At 67.8% G+C, this 22,002-nt stretch carries 13 protein-coding genes and 3 rRNA genes; 7 read left to right on the top strand and 9 right to left on the bottom strand.

Features of this window, described 5'->3' with window-relative positions:
- Both mtrA and mtnA read right to left on the bottom strand, forming a co-directional pair.
- Window positions 1–690: a two-component system response regulator MtrA gene (mtrA, locus tag A6P39_RS25290; protein ID WP_191870552.1), complete on the bottom strand. Its 690-nt coding sequence runs from the start codon at window positions 688–690 to the stop codon at window positions 1–3.
- 8 nt (window positions 691–698) lie between these two features.
- Window positions 699–1,838, bottom strand: coding sequence for an S-methyl-5-thioribose-1-phosphate isomerase (mtnA, locus tag A6P39_RS25285; protein ID WP_067048029.1), 1,140 nt, complete (start codon window positions 1,836–1,838; stop codon window positions 699–701).
- A 140-nt stretch (window positions 1,839–1,978) separates the two neighbouring features.
- Between mtnA and A6P39_RS25280 the strand changes: the two genes are divergently transcribed.
- The 5 genes from A6P39_RS25280 to A6P39_RS25260 are packed head-to-tail and all read left to right on the top strand — an operon-like array spanning window position 1,979 to window position 7,652.
- Complete coding sequence (locus A6P39_RS25280; protein WP_067048026.1) at window positions 1,979–3,376, top strand: proline-rich domain-containing protein; 1,398 nt, start codon at window positions 1,979–1,981, stop codon at window positions 3,374–3,376.
- A gap of 4 nt (window positions 3,377–3,380) precedes the next feature.
- Window positions 3,381–4,160, top strand: coding sequence for a DUF4129 domain-containing protein (locus A6P39_RS25275; protein ID WP_443052962.1), 780 nt, complete (start codon window positions 3,381–3,383; stop codon window positions 4,158–4,160).
- Window positions 4,157–5,353 carry a DUF4350 domain-containing protein gene (locus A6P39_RS25270; protein ID WP_067048023.1) on the top strand — a complete coding sequence of 399 codons (1,197 nt, stop codon included), beginning with the start codon at window positions 4,157–4,159 and terminating at the stop codon, window positions 5,351–5,353. Before A6P39_RS25275 ends, A6P39_RS25270 begins: the two co-directional genes overlap by 4 nt.
- Entirely contained in the window at window positions 5,353–6,342 is a 990-nt protein-coding gene (locus A6P39_RS25265; protein ID WP_107304388.1) for an AAA family ATPase, read from the top strand. Before A6P39_RS25270 ends, A6P39_RS25265 begins: the two co-directional genes overlap by 1 nt.
- Window positions 6,342–7,652 (top strand): DUF58 domain-containing protein, encoded by a 1,311-nt coding sequence (locus A6P39_RS25260; protein WP_067048017.1) that lies wholly within the window; start codon window positions 6,342–6,344, stop codon window positions 7,650–7,652. The genes A6P39_RS25265 and A6P39_RS25260 overlap by 1 nt, the downstream gene beginning before the upstream one ends.
- A gap of 109 nt (window positions 7,653–7,761) precedes the next feature.
- On the opposite strand, the gene rrf is transcribed toward A6P39_RS25260, so the two are convergent.
- The 4 genes from rrf to A6P39_RS25240 all read right to left on the bottom strand — a co-directional run bounded on the left by rrf (window position 7,762) and on the right by A6P39_RS25240 (window position 14,475).
- A 5S ribosomal RNA gene (gene rrf, locus A6P39_RS25255) occupies window positions 7,762–7,878 on the bottom strand.
- An 85-nt stretch (window positions 7,879–7,963) separates the two neighbouring features.
- A 23S ribosomal RNA gene (locus A6P39_RS25250) occupies window positions 7,964–11,079 on the bottom strand.
- Between the two features lie 308 nt (window positions 11,080–11,387).
- Window positions 11,388–12,906, bottom strand: a 16S ribosomal RNA gene (locus tag A6P39_RS25245).
- Together the 16S, 23S and 5S rRNA genes form the textbook arrangement of a ribosomal RNA operon.
- 561 nt (window positions 12,907–13,467) lie before the next feature.
- Entirely contained in the window at window positions 13,468–14,475 is a 1,008-nt protein-coding gene (locus tag A6P39_RS25240; protein ID WP_067039010.1) for a stage II sporulation protein M, read from the bottom strand.
- 151 nt (window positions 14,476–14,626) lie between these two features.
- Between A6P39_RS25240 and A6P39_RS25235 the strand changes: the two genes are divergently transcribed.
- On the top strand, window positions 14,627–15,586 hold the full coding sequence (locus tag A6P39_RS25235; RefSeq protein WP_199840649.1) for an RDD family protein: 960 nt from the start codon (window positions 14,627–14,629) through the stop codon (window positions 15,584–15,586).
- Window positions 15,587–15,662: 76 nt separating this feature from the next.
- Here the strand turns inward: A6P39_RS25235 and A6P39_RS25230 are convergent, their stop codons facing one another.
- Both A6P39_RS25230 and ahcY read right to left on the bottom strand, forming a co-directional pair.
- Window positions 15,663–16,277, bottom strand: coding sequence for a hypothetical protein (locus A6P39_RS25230; protein WP_067039011.1), 615 nt, complete (start codon window positions 16,275–16,277; stop codon window positions 15,663–15,665).
- A gap of 170 nt (window positions 16,278–16,447) precedes the next feature.
- Window positions 16,448–17,905 carry an adenosylhomocysteinase gene (ahcY, locus tag A6P39_RS25225; protein WP_067039012.1) on the bottom strand — a complete coding sequence of 486 codons (1,458 nt, stop codon included), beginning with the start codon at window positions 17,903–17,905 and terminating at the stop codon, window positions 16,448–16,450.
- Between the two features lie 469 nt (window positions 17,906–18,374).
- On the opposite strand from ahcY, the gene A6P39_RS25220 reads away from it, so the two are divergent.
- Entirely contained in the window at window positions 18,375–20,606 is a 2,232-nt protein-coding gene (locus tag A6P39_RS25220; RefSeq protein ID WP_067039013.1) for a fructose-specific PTS transporter subunit EIIC, read from the top strand.
- A 328-nt stretch (window positions 20,607–20,934) separates the two neighbouring features.
- On the opposite strand, the gene A6P39_RS25215 is transcribed toward A6P39_RS25220, so the two are convergent.
- Window positions 20,935–21,915 (bottom strand): cation diffusion facilitator family transporter, encoded by a 981-nt coding sequence (locus A6P39_RS25215; RefSeq protein ID WP_067039014.1) that lies wholly within the window; start codon window positions 21,913–21,915, stop codon window positions 20,935–20,937.
- Window positions 21,916–22,002 lie beyond the last annotated feature (87 nt).

Below are 22,002 nucleotides of genomic sequence, written 5' to 3'. Positions count from 1 at the left end.
TCAGCTCGGTCCGGCCTTGTAACCGACACCACGGACGGTCACCACGATCTCCGGGCGCTCCGGGTCCTTCTCGACCTTGGAACGCAGCCGCTGGACGTGCACATTGACGAGCCGCGTGTCGGCGGCGTGCCGATAGCCCCACACCTGCTCGAGCAGCACCTCACGCGTGAACACCTGCCACGGCTTGCGCGCGAGGGCGACCAGCAGGTCGAACTCCAGCGGGGTCAGCGCGATCGACTGCCCGTCCCGCTTCACCGAGTGCCCCGCCACGTCGATGACCAGGTCACCGATGGTGAGCTGCTCCGGCGCCGGCTCCTCCGACCGCCGCAGCCGCGCCCGGATCCGGGCGACCAGCTCCTTGGGCTTGAACGGCTTGACGATGTAGTCGTCGGCGCCCGACTCCAGGCCCACGACGACATCGACGGTGTCGCTCTTGGCCGTGAGCATCACGATCGGCACCCCGGACTCCGCCCGGATCAGCCGGCACACCTCGATGCCGTCCCGGCCGGGCAGCATCAGATCGAGGAGCACCAGGTCGGGCTTGGTCTCCCGGAAAGCGGCCAGCGCCTTGTCGCCGTCGGCTACGAAAGACGGCTCAAAACCTTCACCACGCAGCACAATGCCGAGCATCTCGGCCAGTGCGGTGTCGTCGTCGACGACAAGGACTCGTCCCTTCATAAACGACATCATCCCATTAGCTAAATCGTTACCTGGCGTGAGCTGGCACACAGCGCCCCAAGAGCCTCAGCCGTCACGGGTGAAACGGTCCCCTCCTCGGTGACGATGGCCGTCACCAGCTCGGGCGGCGTCACGTCGAACGCCGGGTTGTACGCCTGGGTCCCCAGGGGTGCCACCGGAATCCCGCCTCCTGCTCCCGTCACCGGCACCTGGGGTGCTGTGACCTCGGTCACCTCAAAGCCGGGGCGCTGCTCGACCTCGATGGACGCCCCGTCGGGGGTGTCCAGATCGATCGTCGTCACCGGCGCCACCACGATGAACGGCACATGGTGGTACCGCGCCAGCACAGCGAGCGGATAGCTCCCCACCTTGTTCGCCACCGAACCGTCGGCCGCGATCCGGTCCGCCCCGATCAGCACCGCGTCCACCTCGCCCGCCGCGAACAGGGAACCGGCCGCGTTGTCGGTGAGCAAGGTGTACGCCATGCCGCTGCGGGCCGCTTCGTACGCCGTCAGGCGAGCACCTTGCAGCAACGGGCGCGTTTCGTCCACCCACAGCCGCCGCAGCCGCCCCTCCCGGTGTGCCTGCAGGGCCACCGCGAAGGCCGTGCCCTCCCCGCCCGACACCAGCGAACCGCTGTTGCAGTGCGTGAGGACCCGGTGTCCACCGCCGGGTTGCAGCTCCTCCAGAAGCGCCAGACCGTGAGCCGCCATCCGGGCACTGGCCTCGGCATCCTCGCGATGCAGCGTCCGTGCGGCAGCCAGCGCCGCCGCGGCCGCCGCGGCGGGATCACCGGTCTTTGCCAGCGCCGCTTGGTGCGCTGTCCGGGCCCGGCGCACGCCGACGGACAGGTTCACCGCGGTGGGCCGGGCGCTCTCGAGCGCCTGCGCCGCCTCGGCCACCTCGAAGCCCCGCGCGGCGGCGAGCGCGACGCCGTACGCCCCCGCGATCCCCAGCAGCGGCGCCCCGCGCACGGCGAGCGAACGGATCGCCTCCACCAGCGCCGACGCGTCCGTGCACACCAGCTCGACCTCTTCGGCCGGGAGTCGCGTCTGGTCGAGAAGGACCAGCACAGGACCTTCGGGTGGTTCCTCCCATCGGATAACGGGTATTCCGGTCGGCCGCTTGTCCCCATCGGTTCGCGCCTGCTGATCAGCCATGCGGTCAGTCTGCCCCGGATCCGGCGGACAATTGAAGGCGTCAGGCGCCCACCGCGGCAGGTCCCTTGATGACCACCCCATGGCACGATGGCTGCCAACCTGCCGCCGCGACAGCGGACCGGCACCGAGAAGGAGCATCGATGACAGACACTCCGGGCTGGGCCTCGCCCGGATCCGCCCCGTCGTCCGAGGGGCGGGAACCCGGCGCGTCCGGCCCCGCCGAGCCTGCCGGCCGCCCCGGCGAGACCGAGCCCGCGCCGCAGCCGGGCTCGGACCCGCAGGGGCCAGGCCCGAAGTGGTCCAAGGAGCAGCCGCCACCGGGGCAGTGGTCCGCCCCCACCGGTACCCCGGACTCGCACGAGGCACCGCCGTCCGGCCCCGGCTGGGGCGGGCGGCAGCCCGGCGCCGCGGGCCCCGGCGGACACGGGCGCGGCTACGCGGGCCCGCCCGGTGGCCACGGAGGACCGCGCGCCGGCTACGGCGGACACGGCACCCCCGGCGGCTACGGAGCCTGGGGCAGCGGCTGGGGCGGTCCCCCGCCGGCGGCCAAGCCCGGTGTCATTCCGCTGCGCCCCCTCGGCGTCGGCGAGATCCTCGACGGCGCCGTCTCCACCATGCGCGCCCACTGGCGCACGGTGCTCGGCATCTCGCTGGTCGTCGCGCTGATCATGGACGTCAGCATGGTCCTGCTGCAGGGCTTCGTCCTGAACGACGTCGCCGTCCAGAACACGTTCGGCGACCCCAACGCAACCCCCTCCCAAGCGCTCCACGCCCTGCGCGACACCATGATCGGCGCCGGCGTCGTCTCGGTGATCCGCACGGTCGCCATCATCGTCGCGACCGCCCTGCTCACCACCATCACCAGCCGGGCGGTCCTCGGCAGGACGGTCACCACGCGCGAGAGCTGGCGCGAAGCCCGGCCGCAGATCCTGAAGCTGTTCGGTCTGCTCATCCTGCTGGGCCTGATCTTCGCCGGCGTGGTGCTGGCCGGTGCACTGCCCGGCCTGCTCGCCCTGCTCGCCGGTGGCAGCGACAACACCGGATCGGCACTGTTCTCCCTGGGCATCCTCGCAGCCTGCGGCGTCACGGTATGGCTGTGGATCCGCTTCTACCTGGCCGTACCCGCCCTGATGCTGGAGCGGCAGGGCATCGTCAAGTCCCTGAAGCGCTCGGCGAAGCTCGTGCGCGGCTCCTGGTGGCGCATCTTCGGCATCATGCTGCTCACCCTCCTCATCACGGGCATCGTCTCGGCGATCATCACCATCCCCTTCACCGCCATCGGAGCCGCCGTGAGCGGCCAGAGCGTGGACAACGTGCTCGGCACGAGCGGCGGACACGTCGGCTGGACGGCCCTGATCATCAGCGGGATCGGCGCGCTGATCGGCACCGCGCTCACGCTCCCCATCAGCGCGGGCGTCACCGTGCTCCTCTACATCGACCAGCGCATCCGCCGCGAGGCCCTCGATCTCGAACTGGCCCGCGCCGCCGGTGTCGAGGGCCACGGCACCGGCGCACCCGGTTCCGTCCCGGGGAGCTGATGCGGTGAGCTTCACGGGGGGAGTTCTCACGTCGGCGGCCGGTTCCGGCATCGGCGGCACGGTCGTACGCGGCCTGCTGCGCGCGCCGGACACGGCACTCCTGGTGGCCGGCGGTTCGGGGGACGGGCCGCCCGTGACCACCCCGCGCGATCCCGCACGGGAAGCGGCCCGGCGCGAGCTGGCCAAGCGGATGTACCACGAGAACGATCCCGGCCTGTTCCAACGCGCCTTGAACGCGTTCTGGGACTGGCTCGACCGGCTGTTCGGCTCGGCCGCCTCGGCGACGCCCGGCGGCACGCTCGGCCTGATCGTCGTGGTCCTGTTCGTCGTAGCCGTCCTGGCCGCCCTGTGGTGGCGCCTGGGCACCCCCCGCCGCCAACCCGCCTCCGCCGCCGTCCTGTTCGACGACCGTCCCCGCAGCGCCGCCGAGCACCGCGCGGCCAGCGAGGCGCACGCGGTCCAGGGCCACTGGAACCAGGCCGTCCAGGAACGCATGCGGGCCATCGTCCGCTCCCTGGAGGAACGGGCCCTGCTCGACGTCCGCCCCGGCCGCACCGCCGACGAGGCGGCCGCCGAGGCCGGCCGCAGCCTCCCCGCGCACACGGACCGACTCACGGCTGCCGCCCGGCAGTTCGACGACGTGACGTACGGTGGACGCGGCGCGAGCGAGGAGTCGTACCACCGCATCGCCGAACTCGACCACGACCTGGAACGCGCCAGGCCCGCCCTCGCCCACAGCGCCACCAGCACCGCCCACAACGCCCGCCAGGGGGCCGCCGAGTGACCGCCGAGGCCACCCTGACGACCACCTCCACGGCGCCCACCGCCCGTCAGATGTGGACCCGCGCGCGCGGCATCACGCTCGCCGCCGTCCTGCTTCTCGCAGCGGCCGTCGCCATGGCCGCCGTACGCTCCACCACGCGGCACGGCGAGCTGGACCCGCGCTCCGCCGACCCCCACGGCAGCCGCGCGATCGCTCAACTCCTCTCGGACCGCGGCGTTTCCACGCGGGTGGTCACCACCCTCGACGCGGCACGCGCCGCCGTCGGCCCGGACACCACCCTCCTGGTCGCCGTACCCGATCTTCTGACGGAGCGTCAACAGCTCGAGCTGCACGAATCGATCGCGGCCTCCGGGGGCCGCACCGTCCTGGTCGCAGCCGGCAGCTGGTCCGTCGAGCGGCTCGCCCCCGGGGTCATCGCGGACCCCGCCACCAGCAGCCGCAACACCCTCGCCCCCGACTGCAGCCTCCCCGAGGCGCGGCGCGCCGGCAGCGCCGACACCGGTGGCATCCGCTACACCACCACCCACCTCGACGCCGACACCTGCTACCCCAGCCAGCGCCTCGCCACCCTGCTGCGCATCCCCGCCGCATCCGGAGGCGGCGACACCGTCGTGCTCGGCGCGCCCGACATCCTCCACAACGACCGTCTCGACAAGCAGGGCAACGCCTCGCTCGCCCTGCAACTCCTCGGCTCCCGCCCCCATCTGGTCTGGTACCTCCCCTCGCTCTCCGACACCTCGGCCACCCGCACAGGCGACCAGCAGAACTTGCGCGACCTGCTCCCCTCGGGCTGGCTCTGGGGCACCCTCCAGCTCTTCATCGCAGCCGCCCTCGCCGCCTGCTGGCGGGCCCGCCGCTTCGGCCCCCTCGTACCCGAAAGACTCCCCGTCGCGATCCGCGCCTCAGAAACCGCCGAAGGCCGCGCCCGCCTCTATCGCAGAGCAGACGCCCGCGACCGCGCAGCCACCGCTCTTCGCTCCGCCACCCGCACCCGGCTCGCCCCCCTCATCGGCGTCCCCGTCACCCAGGCGCACGCGCCCGAGGCCCTGCTCCCCGCCCTGTCCGCCCACCTCGACGGCGACGGACAAGCCCTGCACTCCCTCCTCTTCGGACCGCCGCCCGGCGACGACGCGGCCCTCATCGCACTCACCGACCAGCTCGACGCCCTCGAAAGAGAGGTACGCCGTCCATGATGGCCCCGACCACTGACAACGCCGGGAACACCGGGGACCCGGACACCGCCCGGGCCTCTCTGGAGGCCCTGCGCGCCGAGATCGCCAAAGCCGTGGTCGGCCAGGACCCCGCCGTGACCGGCCTCGTCGTCGCCCTCCTCTGCCGCGGACACGTACTGCTGGAAGGAGTCCCCGGAGTCGCCAAGACGTTGCTCGTCCGCACCCTGGCATCGGCACTCGAACTCGACACCAAACGCGTCCAGTTCACCCCCGACCTGATGCCGAGCGACGTCACCGGCTCCCTCGTCTACGACACCCGCACCGCCGAGTTCTCCTTCCAGGAGGGTCCGGTCTTCACCAACCTCCTCCTCGCGGACGAGATCAACCGCACACCGCCCAAGACCCAGTCCTCCCTCCTCGAGGCCATGGAGGAGCGCCAGGTCACGGTCGACGGCACCCCGCGCCCGCTTCCCGAACCGTTCCTGGTCGCCGCGACGCAGAACCCCGTCGAGTACGAGGGCACCTATCCCCTCCCGGAAGCCCAACTGGACCGCTTCCTGCTCAAACTGACGATCCCTCTGCCGTCCCGCCAGGACGAGATCGACGTGCTCACCCGCCACGCCTCCGGCTTCAACCCGCGCGACCTGCGCGCCGCCGGCGTACGCCCCGTCGCCGGCGCCGCCGACCTGGAAGCGGCCCGCGCCGCGGTCGCCAAGACGAACGTGTCCCCCGAGATCACCGCCTACGTCGTCGACATCTGTCGCGCCACCCGCGAGTCGCCCTCCCTCGCCCTCGGTGTCTCCCCGCGCGGCGCGACCGCCCTCCTGGCCACCTCACGCGCGTGGGCATGGCTGACCGGCCGCGACTACGTGATCCCCGACGACGTCAAGGCGCTCGCCCTGCCCACCCTGCGGCACCGGATCCAGCTGCGCCCCGAAGCCGAGATGGAAGGCGTGACGGCCGACTCCGTCATCAACGCCGTCCTCGCCCACGTCCCGGTCCCCCGCTGATGGCACTCACCGGACGCGCCGCCCTCCTCGCGGCCCTGGGCTCGATCCCCGTCGGCATCCTGGAACCCGGCTGGACCGGCATCCTCGCGGTCAACGGCCCCCTGGCCCTGGCCTGCGCCTGCGATTTCGCACTCGCCGCCCCCGTACGACGTCTCGTCCTGGCCCGCTCCGGCGACACCTCCGCACGCCTCGGCGAGACCGCCGAGGTCACGCTCACGATCACGAACCCGTCCCGCCGCCCCCTGCGGGCACAGCTGAGGGACGCGTGGCCGCCGAGCAGCTGGCAGCCCGGCACCGAGATCGGGGCCTCTCGGCACCGCTTGACCATTCCCTCGGGTGAGCGCAGGCGCGTGACGACGAGACTGCGCCCCACCCGCCGCGGCGACCACCAGGCCGACCGCGTCACGATCCGCTCCTACGGCCCCCTCGGCCTGTTCTCCCGCCAAGGCGCCCACAAGGTGCCCGGGACTGTACGAGTTCTTCCCCCGTTCACCAGCCGAAAGCACCTGCCCTCGAAACTCGCCCGATTGCGTGAACTCGACGGCCGCACCAGCGTGCTCACACGCGGTGAGGGAACCGAGTTCGACAGCCTGCGCGAGTACGTCCCCGGCGACGACACCCGCTCGATCGACTGGCGAGCCACCGCCCGCCAGTCCGCTGTCGCCGTCCGCACCTGGCGCCCCGAACGCGACCGGCACATCCTTCTGGTCCTGGACACCGGCCGAACTTCCGCCGGCCGCGTGGGCGACGCACCACGCCTCGACGCCTCCATGGACGCGGCCCTGCTCCTCGCGGCACTCGCCTCCCGGGCCGGCGACCGCGTGGCCCTCCTGGGGTACGACCGCCGGGTACGCGCCCTGGTTCACGGCGGCTCCGCAGGCGACGTACTGCCGGCCCTGGTCAACGCGATGGCCACGCTCGAACCGGAACTCGTCGAAACCGACGCTCGCGGTCTCATCGCGTCAGCACTCCGTATGGCCCCTCGTCGTTCCCTCATCGTCGTGTTCACCGCACTCGACGCCGCACCGGTGGAACAGGGCCTGCTCCCGGTACTTCCGCAGCTCACTCAGCGGCACACGGTTCTGGTCGCCTCGGTGGCCGATCCGCACATCGCACGCATGGCCAGGGCTCGAGGCACCACGGAGGCGGTGTACGAGGCCGCGGCGGCGGCTCGGGCACAGAGCGAACGTCAGCACACCGCGGAGCAGCTCCGTCGCCATGGAGTGACGGTGGTGGACGCGACTCCGGAAGATCTGGCACCGGCGCTGGCGGACGCGTATCTCGCCCTGAAGGCGGCGGGCCGGCTCTGATACGCGACATGCGCCCGCTCCGCCCTTCTTCGGGAACGCACGGCGGAGAAAACCGCTCTGAAACGCAGAAAGCCCCCGCATCATCGATGCGGGGGCTTTCCCAAAATTTGTTCGGCGGCGTCCTACTCTCCCACAGGGTCCCCCCTGCAGTACCATCGGCGCTGTGAGGCTTAGCTTCCGGGTTCGGAATGTAACCGGGCGTTTCCCTCACGCTATGACCACCGAAACACTATGAAACTGTCCAGCCGCACCATGTGTGGCACATGGGGCCGTTCGTGGTTTCAGAACCAACACAGTGGACGCGAGCAACTGAGGACAAGCCCTCGGCCTATTAGTACCGGTCACCTCCACCAGTTACCTGGCTTCCAGATCCGGCCTATCAACCCAGTCGTCTACTGGGAGCCTTACCCCATCAAGTGGGTGGGAGTCCTCATCTCGAAGCAGGCTTCCCGCTTAGATGCTTTCAGCGGTTATCCCTCCCGAACGTAGCCAACCAGCCATGCCCTTGGCAGAACAACTGGCACACCAGAGGTTCGTCCGTCCCGGTCCTCTCGTACTAGGGACAGCCCTTCTCAAGACTCCTACGCGCACAGCGGATAGGGACCGAACTGTCTCACGACGTTCTAAACCCAGCTCGCGTACCGCTTTAATGGGCGAACAGCCCAACCCTTGGGACCGACTCCAGCCCCAGGATGCGACGAGCCGACATCGAGGTGCCAAACCATCCCGTCGATATGGACTCTTGGGAAGATCAGCCTGTTATCCCCGGGGTACCTTTTATCCGTTGAGCGACGGCGCTTCCACAAGCCACCGCCGGATCACTAGTCCCGACTTTCGTCCCTGCTCGACCCGTCGGTCTCACAGTCAAGCTCCCTTGTGCACTTACACTCAACACCTGATTGCCAACCAGGCTGAGGGAACCTTTGGGCGCCTCCGTTACCCTTTAGGAGGCAACCGCCCCAGTTAAACTACCCATCAGACACTGTCCCTGATCCGGATCACGGACCCAGGTTAGACATCCAGCACGACCAGACTGGTATTTCAACGACGACTCCACAAACACTGGCGTGCCTGCTTCAAAGTCTCCCAGCTATCCTACACAAGCCGAACCGAACACCAATATCAAACTGTAGTAAAGGTCCCGGGGTCTTTCCGTCCTGCTGCGCGAAACGAGCATCTTTACTCGTAGTGCAATTTCACCGGGCCTATGGTTGAGACAGTCGAGAAGTCGTTACGCCATTCGTGCAGGTCGGAACTTACCCGACAAGGAATTTCGCTACCTTAGGATGGTTATAGTTACCACCGCCGTTTACTGGCGCTTAAGTTCTCAGCTTCGCCCCACCGAAATGGAGCTAACCGGTCCCCTTAACGTTCCAGCACCGGGCAGGCGTCAGTCCGTATACATCGCCTTACGGCTTCGCACGGACCTGTGTTTTTAGTAAACAGTCGCTTCTCGCTGGTCTCTGCGGCCACCCCCAGCTCGAGGAGCAAATCCTCTCACCAGGAATGGCCCCCCTTCTCCCGAAGTTACGGGGGCATTTTGCCGAGTTCCTTAACCATAGTTCACCCGAACGCCTCGGTATTCTCTACCTGACCACCTGAGTCGGTTTAGGGTACGGGCCGCCATGAAACTCGCTAGAGGCTTTTCTCGACAGCATAGGATCATCCACTTCACCACAATCGGCTCGGCATCAGGTCTCACCCTGCATGAGTGGCGGATTTGCCTACCACTCGGGCTACACCCTTACCCCGGGACAACCACCGCCCGGGATGGACTACCTTCCTGCGTCACCCCATCACTCACCTACTAACCGCTTGGTCCGGCGGCTCCACCACTTTCCTTTCCCCGAAGGGTCCGGAACGGCTTCACGGCCTTAGCATCACGATGCTCGATGTTTGACGCTTCACAGCGGGTACCGGAATATCAACCGGTTATCCATCGACTACGCCTGTCGGCCTCGCCTTAGGTCCCGACTTACCCTGGGCAGATCAGCTTGACCCAGGAACCCTTAGTCAATCGGCGCACACGTTTCTCACGTGTGAATCGCTACTCATGCCTGCATTCTCACTCGTCAACCGTCCACGACTACCTTCCAGTGCCGCTTCACCCGGCAGACGACGCTCCCCTACCCATCACAGCCTCCGTTGGGAGTACATGCTGCAATGACACGACTTCGGCGGTACGCTTGAGCCCCGCTACATTGTCGGCGCGGAATCACTAGACCAGTGAGCTATTACGCACTCTTTCAAGGGTGGCTGCTTCTAAGCCAACCTCCTGGTTGTCTGTGCGACTCCACATCCTTTCCCACTTAGCGTACGCTTAGGGGCCTTAGTCGATGCTCTGGGCTGTTTCCCTCTCGACCATGGAGCTTATCCCCCACAGTCTCACTGCCGCGCTCTCACTTACCGGCATTCGGAGTTTGGCTAAGGTCAGTAACCCGGTAGGGCCCATCGCCTATCCAGTGCTCTACCTCCGGCAAGAAACACACGACGCTGCACCTAAATGCATTTCGGGGAGAACCAGCTATCACGGAGTTTGATTGGCCTTTCACCCCTAACCACAGGTCATCCCCCAGGTTTTCAACCCTGGTGGGTTCGGTCCTCCACGAAGTCTTACCTCCGCTTCAACCTGCCCATGGCTAGATCACTCCGCTTCGGGTCTTGAGCGTGCTACTAAAACGCCCTGTTCGGACTCGCTTTCGCTACGGCTTCCCCACCCGGGTTAACCTCGCAACACACCGCAAACTCGCAGGCTCATTCTTCAAAAGGCACGCAGTCACGAGATGCAGCAAGCTGCATCCGACGCTCCCACGGCTTGTAGGCACACGGTTTCAGGTACTATTTCACTCCCTCCCGGGTACTTTTCACCATTCCCTCACGGTACTATCCGCTATCGGTCACCAGGGAATATTTAGGCTTAGCGGGTGGTCCCGCCAGATTCACACGGGATTTCTCGGGCCCCGTGCTACTTGGGTATCTCTCAAACGAGCCGCTGACGTTTCGACTACGGGGGTCTTACCCTCTACGCCGGACCTTTCGCATGTCCTTCGCCTACATCAACGGTTTCTGACTCGTCCTGCCGTAAGCGACGACAGAAGAAAGAACCCACAACCCCGCATGCGCAACCCCTGCCGGGTCTCACACGCATACGGTTTGGCCTCATCCAGTTTCGCTCGCCACTACTCCCGGAATCACGGTTGTTTTCTCTTCCTGAGGGTACTGAGATGTTTCACTTCCCCTCGTTCCCTCCACACTGCCTATGTGTTCAGCAGCGGGTGACAGCCCATGACGACTGCCGGGTTTCCCCATTCGGAAACCCCCGGATCAAAGCCTGGTTGACGACTCCCCGGGGACTATCGCGGCCTCCCACGTCCTTCATCGGTTCCTGGTGCCAAGGCATCCACCGTGCGCCCTTAAAAACTTGGCCACAGATGCTCGCGTCCACTGTGCAGTTCTCAAACAACGACCAGCCACCCATCACCCCACCAGAACATCCGGTGAGTGCACTGGGGCCGGCAACTGAAGGAAGATCATTCCCTCAGACACCCAACAGCGTGCCCGGCCAGGTCCCGTCCGGCGATCATGCGTTCCACGCTCTTACGAGCAGTACTAGCAGCCACCGACCCGAGGTCCAGGCCGAATAGTCAACGTTCCACCCATGAGCAACCAGCATCAGACGTTCGCTGATGTACTGGCCTCTGAACCAGCCGAAGCCGGTTGAGAAGTGCTCCTTAGAAAGGAGGTGATCCAGCCGCACCTTCCGGTACGGCTACCTTGTTACGACTTCGTCCCAATCGCCAGTCCCACCTTCGACAGCTCCCTCCCACAAGGGGTTGGGCCACCGGCTTCGGGTGTTACCGACTTTCGTGACGTGACGGGCGGTGTGTACAAGGCCCGGGAACGTATTCACCGCAGCAATGCTGATCTGCGATTACTAGCGACTCCGACTTCATGGGGTCGAGTTGCAGACCCCAATCCGAACTGAGACCGGCTTTTTGAGATTCGCTCCACCTCACGGTATCGCAGCTCTTTGTACCGGCCATTGTAGCACGTGTGCAGCCCAAGACATAAGGGGCATGATGACTTGACGTCGTCCCCACCTTCCTCCGAGTTGACCCCGGCGGTCTCCGTGAGTCCCCAGCACCACAAGGGCCTGCTGGCAACACGGGACAAGGGTTGCGCTCGTTGCGGGACTTAACCCAACATCTCACGACACGAGCTGACGACAGCCATGCACCACCTGTACACCGACCACAAGGGGGACCCTGTCTCCAGGGTTTTCCGGTGTATGTCAAGCCTTGGTAAGGTTCTTCGCGTTGCGTCGAATTAAGCCACATGCTCCGCCGCTTGTGCGGGCCCCCGTCAATTCCTTTGAGTTTTAGCCTTGCGGCCGTACTCCCCAGGCGGGGCACTTAATGCGTTAGCTGCGGCACGGACAACGTGGAATGTTGCCCACACCTAGTGCCCACCGTTTACGGCGTGGACTACCAGGGTATCTAATCCTGTTCGCTCCCCACGCTTTCGCTCCTCAGCGTCAGTATCGGCCCAGAGATCCGCCTTCGCCACCGGTGTTCCTCCTGATATCTGCGCATTTCACCGCTACACCAGGAATTCCGATCTCCCCTACCGAACTCTAGCCTGCCCGTATCGACTGCAGACCCGGGTTAAGCCCGGGCTTTCTAACCGACGCGACAAGCCGCCTACGGCTCTTTACGCCCAATAATTCCGGACAACGCTTGCGCCCTACGTATTACCGCGGCTGCTGGCACGTAGTTAGTAAGCGCTTCTTCTGCAGGTACCGTCACTCTCGCTTCTTCCTGCTGAAAGAGGTTTACAACCCGAAGGCCGTCATCCCTCACGCGGCGTCGCTGCATCAGGCTTTCGCCCATTGTGCAATATTCCCCACTGCTGCCTCCCGTAGGAGTCTGGGCCGTGTCTCAGTCCCAGTGTGGCCGGTCGCCCTCTCAGGCCGGCTACCCGTCGTCGCCTTGGTGAGCCGTTACCTCACCAACAAGCTGATAGGCCGCGGGCTCATCCTGCACCGCCGGAGCTTTACAACCAGAACCATGCGGTCCCGGCTCATATCCGGTATTAGACCCCGTTTCCAGGGCTTGTCCCAGAGTGCAGGGCAGATTGCCCACGTGTTACTCACCCGTTCGCCACTAATCCACCCCGAAGGGCTTCATCGTTCGACTTGCATGTGTTAAGCACGCCGCCAGCGTTCGTCCTGAGCCAGGATCAAACTCTCCGTGAATGTTTTCCCGTGATCGGGATGAACACCACGAGAGCGGAACCAAGAGGAGGAATAGTCCCCTCGGTTCACAGCGTCCTCGCTGTGTTTTTTCAAAGGAACCTCGACCATCGAACAGTGTCCGAAGGACGGGGTATCAACATATCTGGCGTTGACTTTTGGCACGCTGTTGAGTTCTCAAGGAACGGTCGCTTCCTTTGTACTCACCCTCTCGGGCTTTCCTCCGGGCTTCCCTTCGTTGTTTCCGACTCTATCAGATCTTTTCTCGATCCGATTTCCTCGGGGCTTTCCAGGTTCCCGCTCTCGCGTTTCCCTTTCCAGCGGTTCCGACTTTATCAGAAGTTCTTGGCCGGTCTGACCGGCCGCTCATTTCTGAGTAATCGGGGGGGGTGCTTCTTCGAGATATCGTCTCGACTTTCCTGAAGAAGCTCGTAGATTCTAACGTTCGCCGCCGAACCTGTCCAGTTCCAGGCAACTGTTTGAATCTACCTCCCCTCGCCACCCGTGTCAACGGGTCTTGCGGGGTGAACAGGAGACTAGCAGCTCACAGGCGTGGAACGCACATCAGGCGGCGGTGGGGACGGTGGCGCTGCGGTCCGTCGCTTCGAGATCGCCCGTCTCGCCGACGCGTACCGCGCGGCCGCCCAGGACGTAGATGTAGGCCAGAAATGCCACCTCAGCCACGACGCCGATGCCGATGCGGGCCCAGGTGGGCAGGCCGGAAGGGGTGACGAAGCCTTCTATGGCGCCGGAGACGAAAAGGACCAGGGCCAGGCCGATGGCCATGCCTATCGCTGCCCGTCCTTCCTCGGCGAGTGCGGTGCGGCGGGTGCGGAGGCCGGGGTCTATGAGGGTCCAGCCCAGGCGTAGTCCCGTGCCGGCTGCCACGAAAACGGCGGTGAGTTCGAGCAGGCCGTGCGGGAGGACCAGCCCGAGGAATGTGTCGAGTCGGCCGACGGAGGACATCAGACCGAACCCGACGCCCAGGTTGAGCATGTTCTCGAAGAGGATCCAGAGGACGGGCAGGCCCAGGAAGACGCCCAGGACCAGGCATGTCGCGGCCGCCTGGGCATTGTTCGTCCACACCTGGGCGGCGAAGGCCGTCGCGGGGTGACTGGAGTAGTACGTCTCGTACTCGCCGCCGGGCCGGGTCAGCTCGCGCATTCGGCTGGGCGCCCCGATGGACGACTGGACGTCCGGGTGGGTGCCGATCCACCAGCCCAGGAGGATCGCGACGACCGTGGAGATCAGCGCTGTCGGTACCCACCACTGGCGCGCGCGGTAGACCGCGGCCGGGAAGCCCTGGCCGAGGAAGCGCGTCACATCACGCCATGAGGCGCGGCGGGTGCCGGTGACGGCACTACGCCCGCGCGCCACCAGTTGGCTGAGCCGTCCCGTCAGTTGCGGGTCCGGAGCACTGGACTGGATGAGGGAGAGGTGGGTGGCGGTGCGCTGGTAGAGCGTGACGAGTTCGTCGGCTTCGGCGCCGTTGAGCCGGCGCCGGCGGCGGAGGAGGGCGTCGAGGCGGTCCCACTCGGCTCGGTGTGCGGAGACGAAGACGTCCAGGTCCATCGGGTCTGCCTGCTCCTCGGCTGGTCGTCGACAGCTCGTCCGCTCGTCGGGGATGCTCGCGTTTGCTGTCAGCTTGTCTTACTGCGGCGCGATGCGCCCACAGCTTGGCAGACTTGCGGTTCCGGGGGCAGTTCAGGGAAGGGCGGCGGGCGTGAGTGAGCTGGTGACGGGCGAGGCGGTGGTGCTGGACCTACGGCCGGCGAAGCTGCCGAGCAGGGCGCTTGCCGTGTTGCTCGATCTCGTGGTGACCGTGGTCGCGTACCTTGTCGTCACCATCGTACTGGTGATGTCGACGGCTTCGTTGGACGAGGCCGCGCAGGTGGCGCTGTCGATCGCGTCGTTTCTGCTGGTGCTGGTCGGCGGGCCGATCGCGGTGGAGACGCTCAGTCACGGGCGTTCGCTGGGGAAGCTGGCGTTCGGGCTTCGGGTGGTGCGGGACGACGGCGGTCCGATCCGGTTCCGGCATGCGCTGGTGCGGGGTGCGATCGGTGTGGTGGAGATCCTGCTGACGTTCGGAGTGGTGGCCTGCACCGCCTCGCTGGTGTCCGCACGGGGCCGGCGGCTCGGGGACGTGTTCGCGGGCACGCTGGTCGTGCGTGAGCGAATACCCACCGGTCGGGCCGCGTTCGTGCCGCCTCCGCCGCCGTGGCTCGCGGGACGGTTCGCCGGGCTGGACCTGTCCGCCGTGCCGGACGGGCTGTGGCTCGCCGTGCGGCAGTACCTGACGCGGATGCAGCAGCTCGATCCGCAGGTCTCCCTGGGGATGGCGCAGCGGCTCGCGGCCGATCTCGCGGCGCGTACGGGGGCTTCGGTGCCGCAGGATCTTCCGGCGGCCGCCTTCCTGGCGGCCGTGATGCACGAGCGGCAGGCCCGTGAGGCCCGGCGGGCGTTCGGCGCCGGCGGTTTCGCCGCACCGGCGGGCGGACCGGGTGCGCCGGCCGCCTATCAGCCGCCTGCCACCGCGGCGGCCCAGCCGCAGAACTCCGCTCCGCCTGCCCAGCAGCAGAACGGGGCTCGTCAACCGCAGGCTCCCGTCATGCCGCCGGCCGCACCGCCTCGGGGCGAGCCGCCGACCGCCCGCCCGGCCACCGGATTCGCGCCGCCTGCGTAGGGCGGGGTCCGGGTAGTGCTCGCCGGCCGGGATTCTCCCCGGCCGGGTTCGTCGCTCCGTTCGGTCGAAGCTCGGTTCAGTCGAACGTCGACGGCGGTGACTGGAGGTCCTCCAGCTCGATCCCGGGAGCGGCCAGGACGACGTCGCCGGCGATGTGGACACTGTTCCGTTCGCCCGTGTCCAGGGCTGTGACCTGGTATTCGTCCACGGTCAGGGGGCCGTTGTCAGTGGCGTGTGCTTCGCTGTTCACCAAGGCCCAGGACTGGTCCACAGTGCGGGGGGCGAGGACCGGATCCGTGAAGGCGACCAGCCGTACGCGGGTCGCGGCGGACGAGGGGGTGAGGCGCAGGAGACGGGCGGTGGCGATGAGGAACGCGGGGGACGTGCCGGTGAAGGCGTGGGCGCGCACATTGCCTTCGGTGGCATGGGTTCCGGTGGGGTCCGTACGGACCCAGGTGACGCCGTCGAGGGCGGCGCCACGCACCTGCCAGCCTCCCGCGTGCAGCTCGAGCCGGATGGGGCGGCCGAGGTCGTCCAGAGTGAGGTCGACCGAGCCGCAGTGGTCACCGGCGGGGCCGGTGAGCCGGGAGACATAGCGCCAGCCGGACGGGCCGGGGGCGCACTGGAAGTGTTCTTCTGCGAGGGGGGTGTGATCGTGCGGATCGTGGAGCGAATAGCGGCCGCGGGGCATGGGGGTCCTGGGTCTTGACGGGCTGACGGTCCGGACGGGCTGACGGTCGGGCCCAAAGGGGCAGGCCCCCGGCACGGGGGTGCGGGGGCCTGCCTCGGAGGACCTGCTGTCGGGGAGCGCGGCGGTGCACCGGCGCGCTCCCCGGCGGGCGGGACTACTGAATCGCCGGTTCAGTAGCGGTAGTGGTCCGGCTTGAACGGGCCGTCGACCTCCACACCGATGTACGCGGCCTGCTCCGGGCGCAGCGTGGTGAGCTTGACGCCGAGCGCGTCCAGGTGGAGGCGGGCGACCTTCTCGTCCAGGTGCTTGGGCAGCACGTAGACGCCGGTCGGGTACTCGTCGGGCTTGGTGAACAGCTCGATCTGGGCCAGCGTCTGGTCCGCGAAGGAGTTGGACATCACGAACGACGGATGGCCCGTCGCGTTGCCCAGGTTCAGCAGCCGCCCCTCGGACAGCACGATGATCACCTTGCCGTCGGGGAACGTCCAGGTGTGAACCTGCGGCTTGACCTCGTCCTTGACGATGCCCGGGATCTTGGCGAGGCCGGCCATGTCGATCTCGTTGTCGAAGTGGCCGATGTTGCCGACGATCGCCTGGTGCTTCATCTTCGCCATGTCCGAGGCAAGGATGATGTCCTTGTTGCCGGTCGTGGTGATGAAGATGTCGGCGGTCTCGACCACCTCGTCGAGCGTCGTGACCTGGTAGCCGTCCATCGCCGCCTGGAGGGCGCAGATCGGGTCGATCTCGGTGATGATCACGCGAGCGCCCTGGCCGCGCAGGGACTCCGCGCAGCCCTTGCCGACGTCGCCGTAGCCGCAGACGACCGCCGTCTTGCCGCCGATCAGCACGTCGGTGGCGCGGTTGATGCCGTCGACCAGCGAGTGCCGGCAACCGTACTTGTTGTCGAACTTCGACTTCGTCACCGCGTCGTTGACATTGATCGCGGGGAACAGCAGGACCCCGTCGCGCTGCATCTCGTACAGGCGGTGGACCCCCGTCGTGGTCTCCTCCGTCACGCCACGGATCTCCGAGGCGAGGTGGGTCCACTTCTGGGGGTTCTCGCCCAGGGTGCGGTGCAGCAGCTGGAGGATGACGCGGTGCTCGTCGGACTCGGCGGTCTCCAGGGCGGGGACCTCGCCGGCCTTCTCGTACTCGACGCCCTTGTGGACGAGGAGGGTGGCGTCACCGCCGTCGTCCAGGATCATGTTCGGGCCGCCGGTGGGGCTGTCCGGCCAGGTCAGCGCCTGCTCCGTGCACCACCAGTACTCCTCCAGGGTCTCGCCCTTCCAGGCGAAGACCGGGACGCCCTGCGGGTTGTCCGGCGTGCCGTGCGGGCCGACGGCGATGGCGGCGGCCGCGTGGTCCTGGGTGGAGAAGATGTTGCAGGACGCCCAGCGGACCCGCGCGCCCAGGGCGACCAGGGTCTCGATGAGCACAGCGGTCTGCACCGTCATGTGCAGCGAACCGGTGACGCGGGCACCGGCCAGCGGCTGGGCCTCGGCGTACTCCTCGCGGATCGCCATCAGGCCGGGCATCTCGTGCTCGGCGAGGGTGATCTCCTTGCGGCCGAACTCGGCCAGGGAGAGGTCGGCGACCTTGAAGTCCTGCCGGTTGTCGACAGTCGTCATTGCGGGCTGCTCCTCGGTATCGGGGGGCGAGATGGGTACGGCTGGTCTGCGCGGCGGCGGACACAGGGGTGCCTGAAAAGAGGACACAGGCATGCCCGCGTGCGCGCAGCGCAGTCCGTCGGAGGCCCTCTCTCCCTCGGCCGGCCCGCAGGGGACCGCCCGACCGCCATCAGCAGCGACGTCTGGCTCCGATCCAAGCTACACCGCAGGACCGCGTCGCCCCCAGTCCGCCTCTGCACGGCTCGAGCCGGCCGAGGCCCGGTTTCGAGGGGCCGGGCGAGGGCAGGCGGGGTGCCGGCGAGGATGCGCGATCCCGGGAACGGGAGCCTACAGACCGGCGGGAACAGGGACTTTTGCATCTTTGGGCCGGCCGGCAGGTACGGCAGGATGCGCAGGGGCCGGGCGTTCCGGCCCTCGCTCGTGAGGCGTCCGGGACGGCGCCGCGTGCGACGAAAGTGAGGAGATCGATGTGACCAGTCCGGCCGGCCTTCCCTCCACGGGTGGCCGCGATGACGAGCGGCGGCGGGTGAAACTGCTGGCGGTGACCGCCTGCCCGACCGGCATCGCGCACACGTACATGGCGGCGGAGAAGCTCGCGCAGGTCGCGGCGAGCCGTGGCATCGAGATGAAGGTGGAGACCCAGGGATCCGTCGGGGCCGAGAACGTCCTTGATGACAACGATGTCAGAGACGCGGACGGCATCATCGTCGCAGCCGACAAGGACGTCGACCTGAGCCGTTTCGCGGGCAAGCGCGTGCTGACCGTCGGGGTCGCCGAGGGCATCCACCATCCCGAGCAGCTGATCGAGCGGGTGCGGTCGGCGCCCGTGCACGCGCCGGACGGGGCCGACGGCGGTCCGGCTGCCCGGTCCGGCGGGGGCGGCCGGGAGCGGGGGCCGGTGTACAAGGCGCTGATGAACGGCGTGTCGTACATGATCCCGTTCGTGGTCGTCGGCGGTCTGCTGATCGCGGTCTCGCTCGCGCTCGGCGGCCATGCGACGGCGAAGGGGTATGTGATCCCGGACGGCACGTTCTGGGCACACGTCAACGCCATCGGCGGGATCGGCTTCCAGCTGATGATCCCGGTCCTGTCCGGTTACATCGCCTACGCGATCGCCGACCGGCCCGCGCTGGTGCCGGGCATGATCGGCGGCTGGATCGCGAACACGGGCGCGCTGTACGACTCCAAGGCCGGAGCCGGGTTCATCGGGGCGATCGTGACCGGGTTCCTCGCCGGGTATCTGGTGCTGTGGATCAAGAAGGTCCGGGTGCCGAAGTTCGTGCAGCCGATCATGCCGATCATCGTGATCCCGATCGTGGCGACGACGGCGCTCGGACTGTTCTTCATCTACGTCATCGGCAAGCCGATCTCCTGGGTGTTCGAGCATCTGACGAGCTGGCTCGGCGGAATGACCGGGACGAGTGCGGTCCTGCTCGGCGCGATCCTCGGTCTGATGATCGCGTTCGACATGGGCGGGCCGGTCAACAAGACGGCGTTCCTCTTCGGCGCCGGGCTCATCGCGAGCGGCAACCAGACGGTGATGGGCATGTGCGCGGCGGCGATCCCGGTGATGCCGCTGGGGCAGGGGCTGGCCACGCTGATCCGCCGGCAGCTGTACACGGAGCAGGAGCGGGAGACGGGGCTCGCGGCGCTGTTCATGGGCTGCTTCGGTATCTCCGAGGGTGCGATTCCGTTCGCGGCGGCGCGGCCGGCGCAGGTCATTCCGGCGAACATGCTCGGTGGCGCGGTGGCCGGTGCGGTCGCGGGGCTGGCCGGGGTGAAGGACGCGGTGCCGCACGGGGGGCCGATCGTGGCTGTGCTCGGTGCGGTCAGCGGGGTGCCGATGTTCTTTGTCGCGGTGGTGATCGGGTCGGTGATGACCGCGCTGGCGACCGTGGCGTTGGTTGATGTGAGTGGGCGGCGGGGGCGTGTGAGGGCTGTCCCTGCGCCTTCGGGCGCGGGCGGCACCGGCGCGGGCGGCACCGGCGAGAGCGGCACCGGTGGGACGGAGGCGCTCTCGGCGGGGGCGCACGCGCCGTCGGCAGGGGCGGAATTGCTGTCGGCGGGAGCGGAAGCGCTGCCGGCTGGTGCTGGTGCGCCGTCGCGGGTGGCTGTGTCCGCGCAGGCAGGGGCAGAGGCTTCCGCCCCGGCGGAGGCTTCGGTGGTCGAGGCCGATGCCGTGGTCCCGGAGAGTTCGGGTGGTGTCCCGGCGGACGCGGGTACGGCGGCTGAGGACGGCGAGCCGGACGTACTGTCCGGGTATCTCACCGGGCGCACGGTGAACATCGCGCTCGGGGCCGGGGACAAGGACGGCGCGATACGGGAGCTGGCCGAGCTGCTGGGTCGTAGCGGGCGGGTCGCCGATGTGGAGGAGTTGGTGGCGACCGCGCTGCGGCGTGAGGAGCAGGGGACGACCGGGCTCGGTGAGGAGATCGCGATTCCGCACGCCAAGACGGACGCGGTGACCGCACCCGTCGTCGGTTTCGCGCGGTCCGCCGAGGGTGTCGAGTGGGGTTCGCTGGACGGTACGAAGGCCCGGCTGGTCTTCATGATCGCCGTGCCGGAGGCGGCCGCGGGCGACGAGCACTTGCGGATCCTCGCGCTGTTGTCCCGCAAGCTGATGGATCCCGGTTTCCGGGAGCGGCTGCTGGCGGCCGTGGACGAGCGGGCCGTGCTCGATGTGCTCGCCGAGGTCGGGTGAGTCGGCGGGGCCGGAAGAGCTGACGGGAGAGCGGGGCGGGGTGTGGGCCGACGGTCCGCGGGCCCGCCCCCTCTGCCGGCCTTTGGGCGCAGGGGCCGTAGGGAGATCTGCGGTTCGGATGTTCACAGGGTGCCGTTGTGCGGCTGTCTGAGGGCCGCGTACGGGGCTTCCGCCGTGGGAGGCGACAGCATGCGGCCTGTACGGACTGGGGCAGCGGGTCATCTGGGAGCGTGTTCCGCTCCTGCTGATCATGGCCCTGTTCCTCGGCATCGTGCTGATCCTTGCCGGCGCAGGCCTGGCCGGCGGCCCCGGTGGGGAGCTGAAGGCCTCAGTGGCCGGCCGCGTGCGGGTTCGGGCCGCCCGGGGTGGCCGCCGGGTCCGGGCCCTTGGCGGCCTCGGCCTCGCTGTAGATGTCCGGTTCGAGGTAGATGACACGGGCGATCGGGACGGCGGCGCGGATGCGGGCCTCGGCGGCGTCGATGGCGTTCGCGACCTCGGCGGCCGTGTCGTCGTGCTGGACGGCGATCTTGGCGGCGACCAGCAGCTCCTCGGGGCCGAGGTGCAGCGTGCGCATGTGGATGACGCCGGTGACGGTGTCGCCGTCGACGGTCGCCTCCTCGATCTGCTTGATCACGTCCAGGCCCGCGGCCTCGCCGAGCAGCAGCGACTTGGTCTCGGCGGCCAGGACCAGGGCGATGCAGACGAGCAGGACGCCGATGCAGACGGTGCCGATGCCGTCCCAGACGCCGTCGCCGGTGAGGACGGACAGGCCGACGCCGAGCAGGGCGAGGACCAGACCGATGAGCGCGCCGAAGTCCTCCAGCAGGACCACGGGCAGCTCGGGCGCCTTCGCGCGGCGGATGAACTGCGCCCAGGACAGGCTGCCGCGCAGCTCGCTGGACTCCTTTATCGCCGTGCGGAAGGAGAAGCCCTCGGCGATGACCGCGAAGACCAGGACGCCCACCGGCCAGTACCAGTGCTCCAGTTCGTGCGGGTGGCTGATCTTCTCGTAGCCCTCGTAGATGGCGAACATGCCGCCGACGGAGAAGAGCACGATCGAGACCAGGAAGGCGTAGATGAAGCGCTCGCGGCCGTAGCCGAACGGGTGCTGCGCGGTGGCCTCGCGCTGCGCGCGCTTGCCGCCGATCAGCAGCAGGAACTGGTTCCCGGAGTCGGCGAGCGAGTGGACACCCTCGGCGAGCATCGAGGAGGAGCCGCTGAACGCGAACGCCACGAACTTCGATGCCGCGATCGCGAGATTGGCGCCGAGCGCCGCCACGATCGCCTTCGTACCGCCTGACGCGCTCATCTGTCCGCGTGTCCCTTCGCCTCTGTCGCCCTCGTACGCCCGCCGTGTCCGGGCGGGTCCCGGCTTTGCCCGGCCTTTGCCGGTGGG

It is taken from the genome of Streptomyces sp. FXJ1.172 (assembly GCF_001636945.3).
Classification (GTDB): Bacteria; Actinomycetota; Actinomycetes; order Streptomycetales; family Streptomycetaceae; genus Streptomyces.
This window is presented reverse-complemented; position numbering and strand designations above follow the sequence as displayed.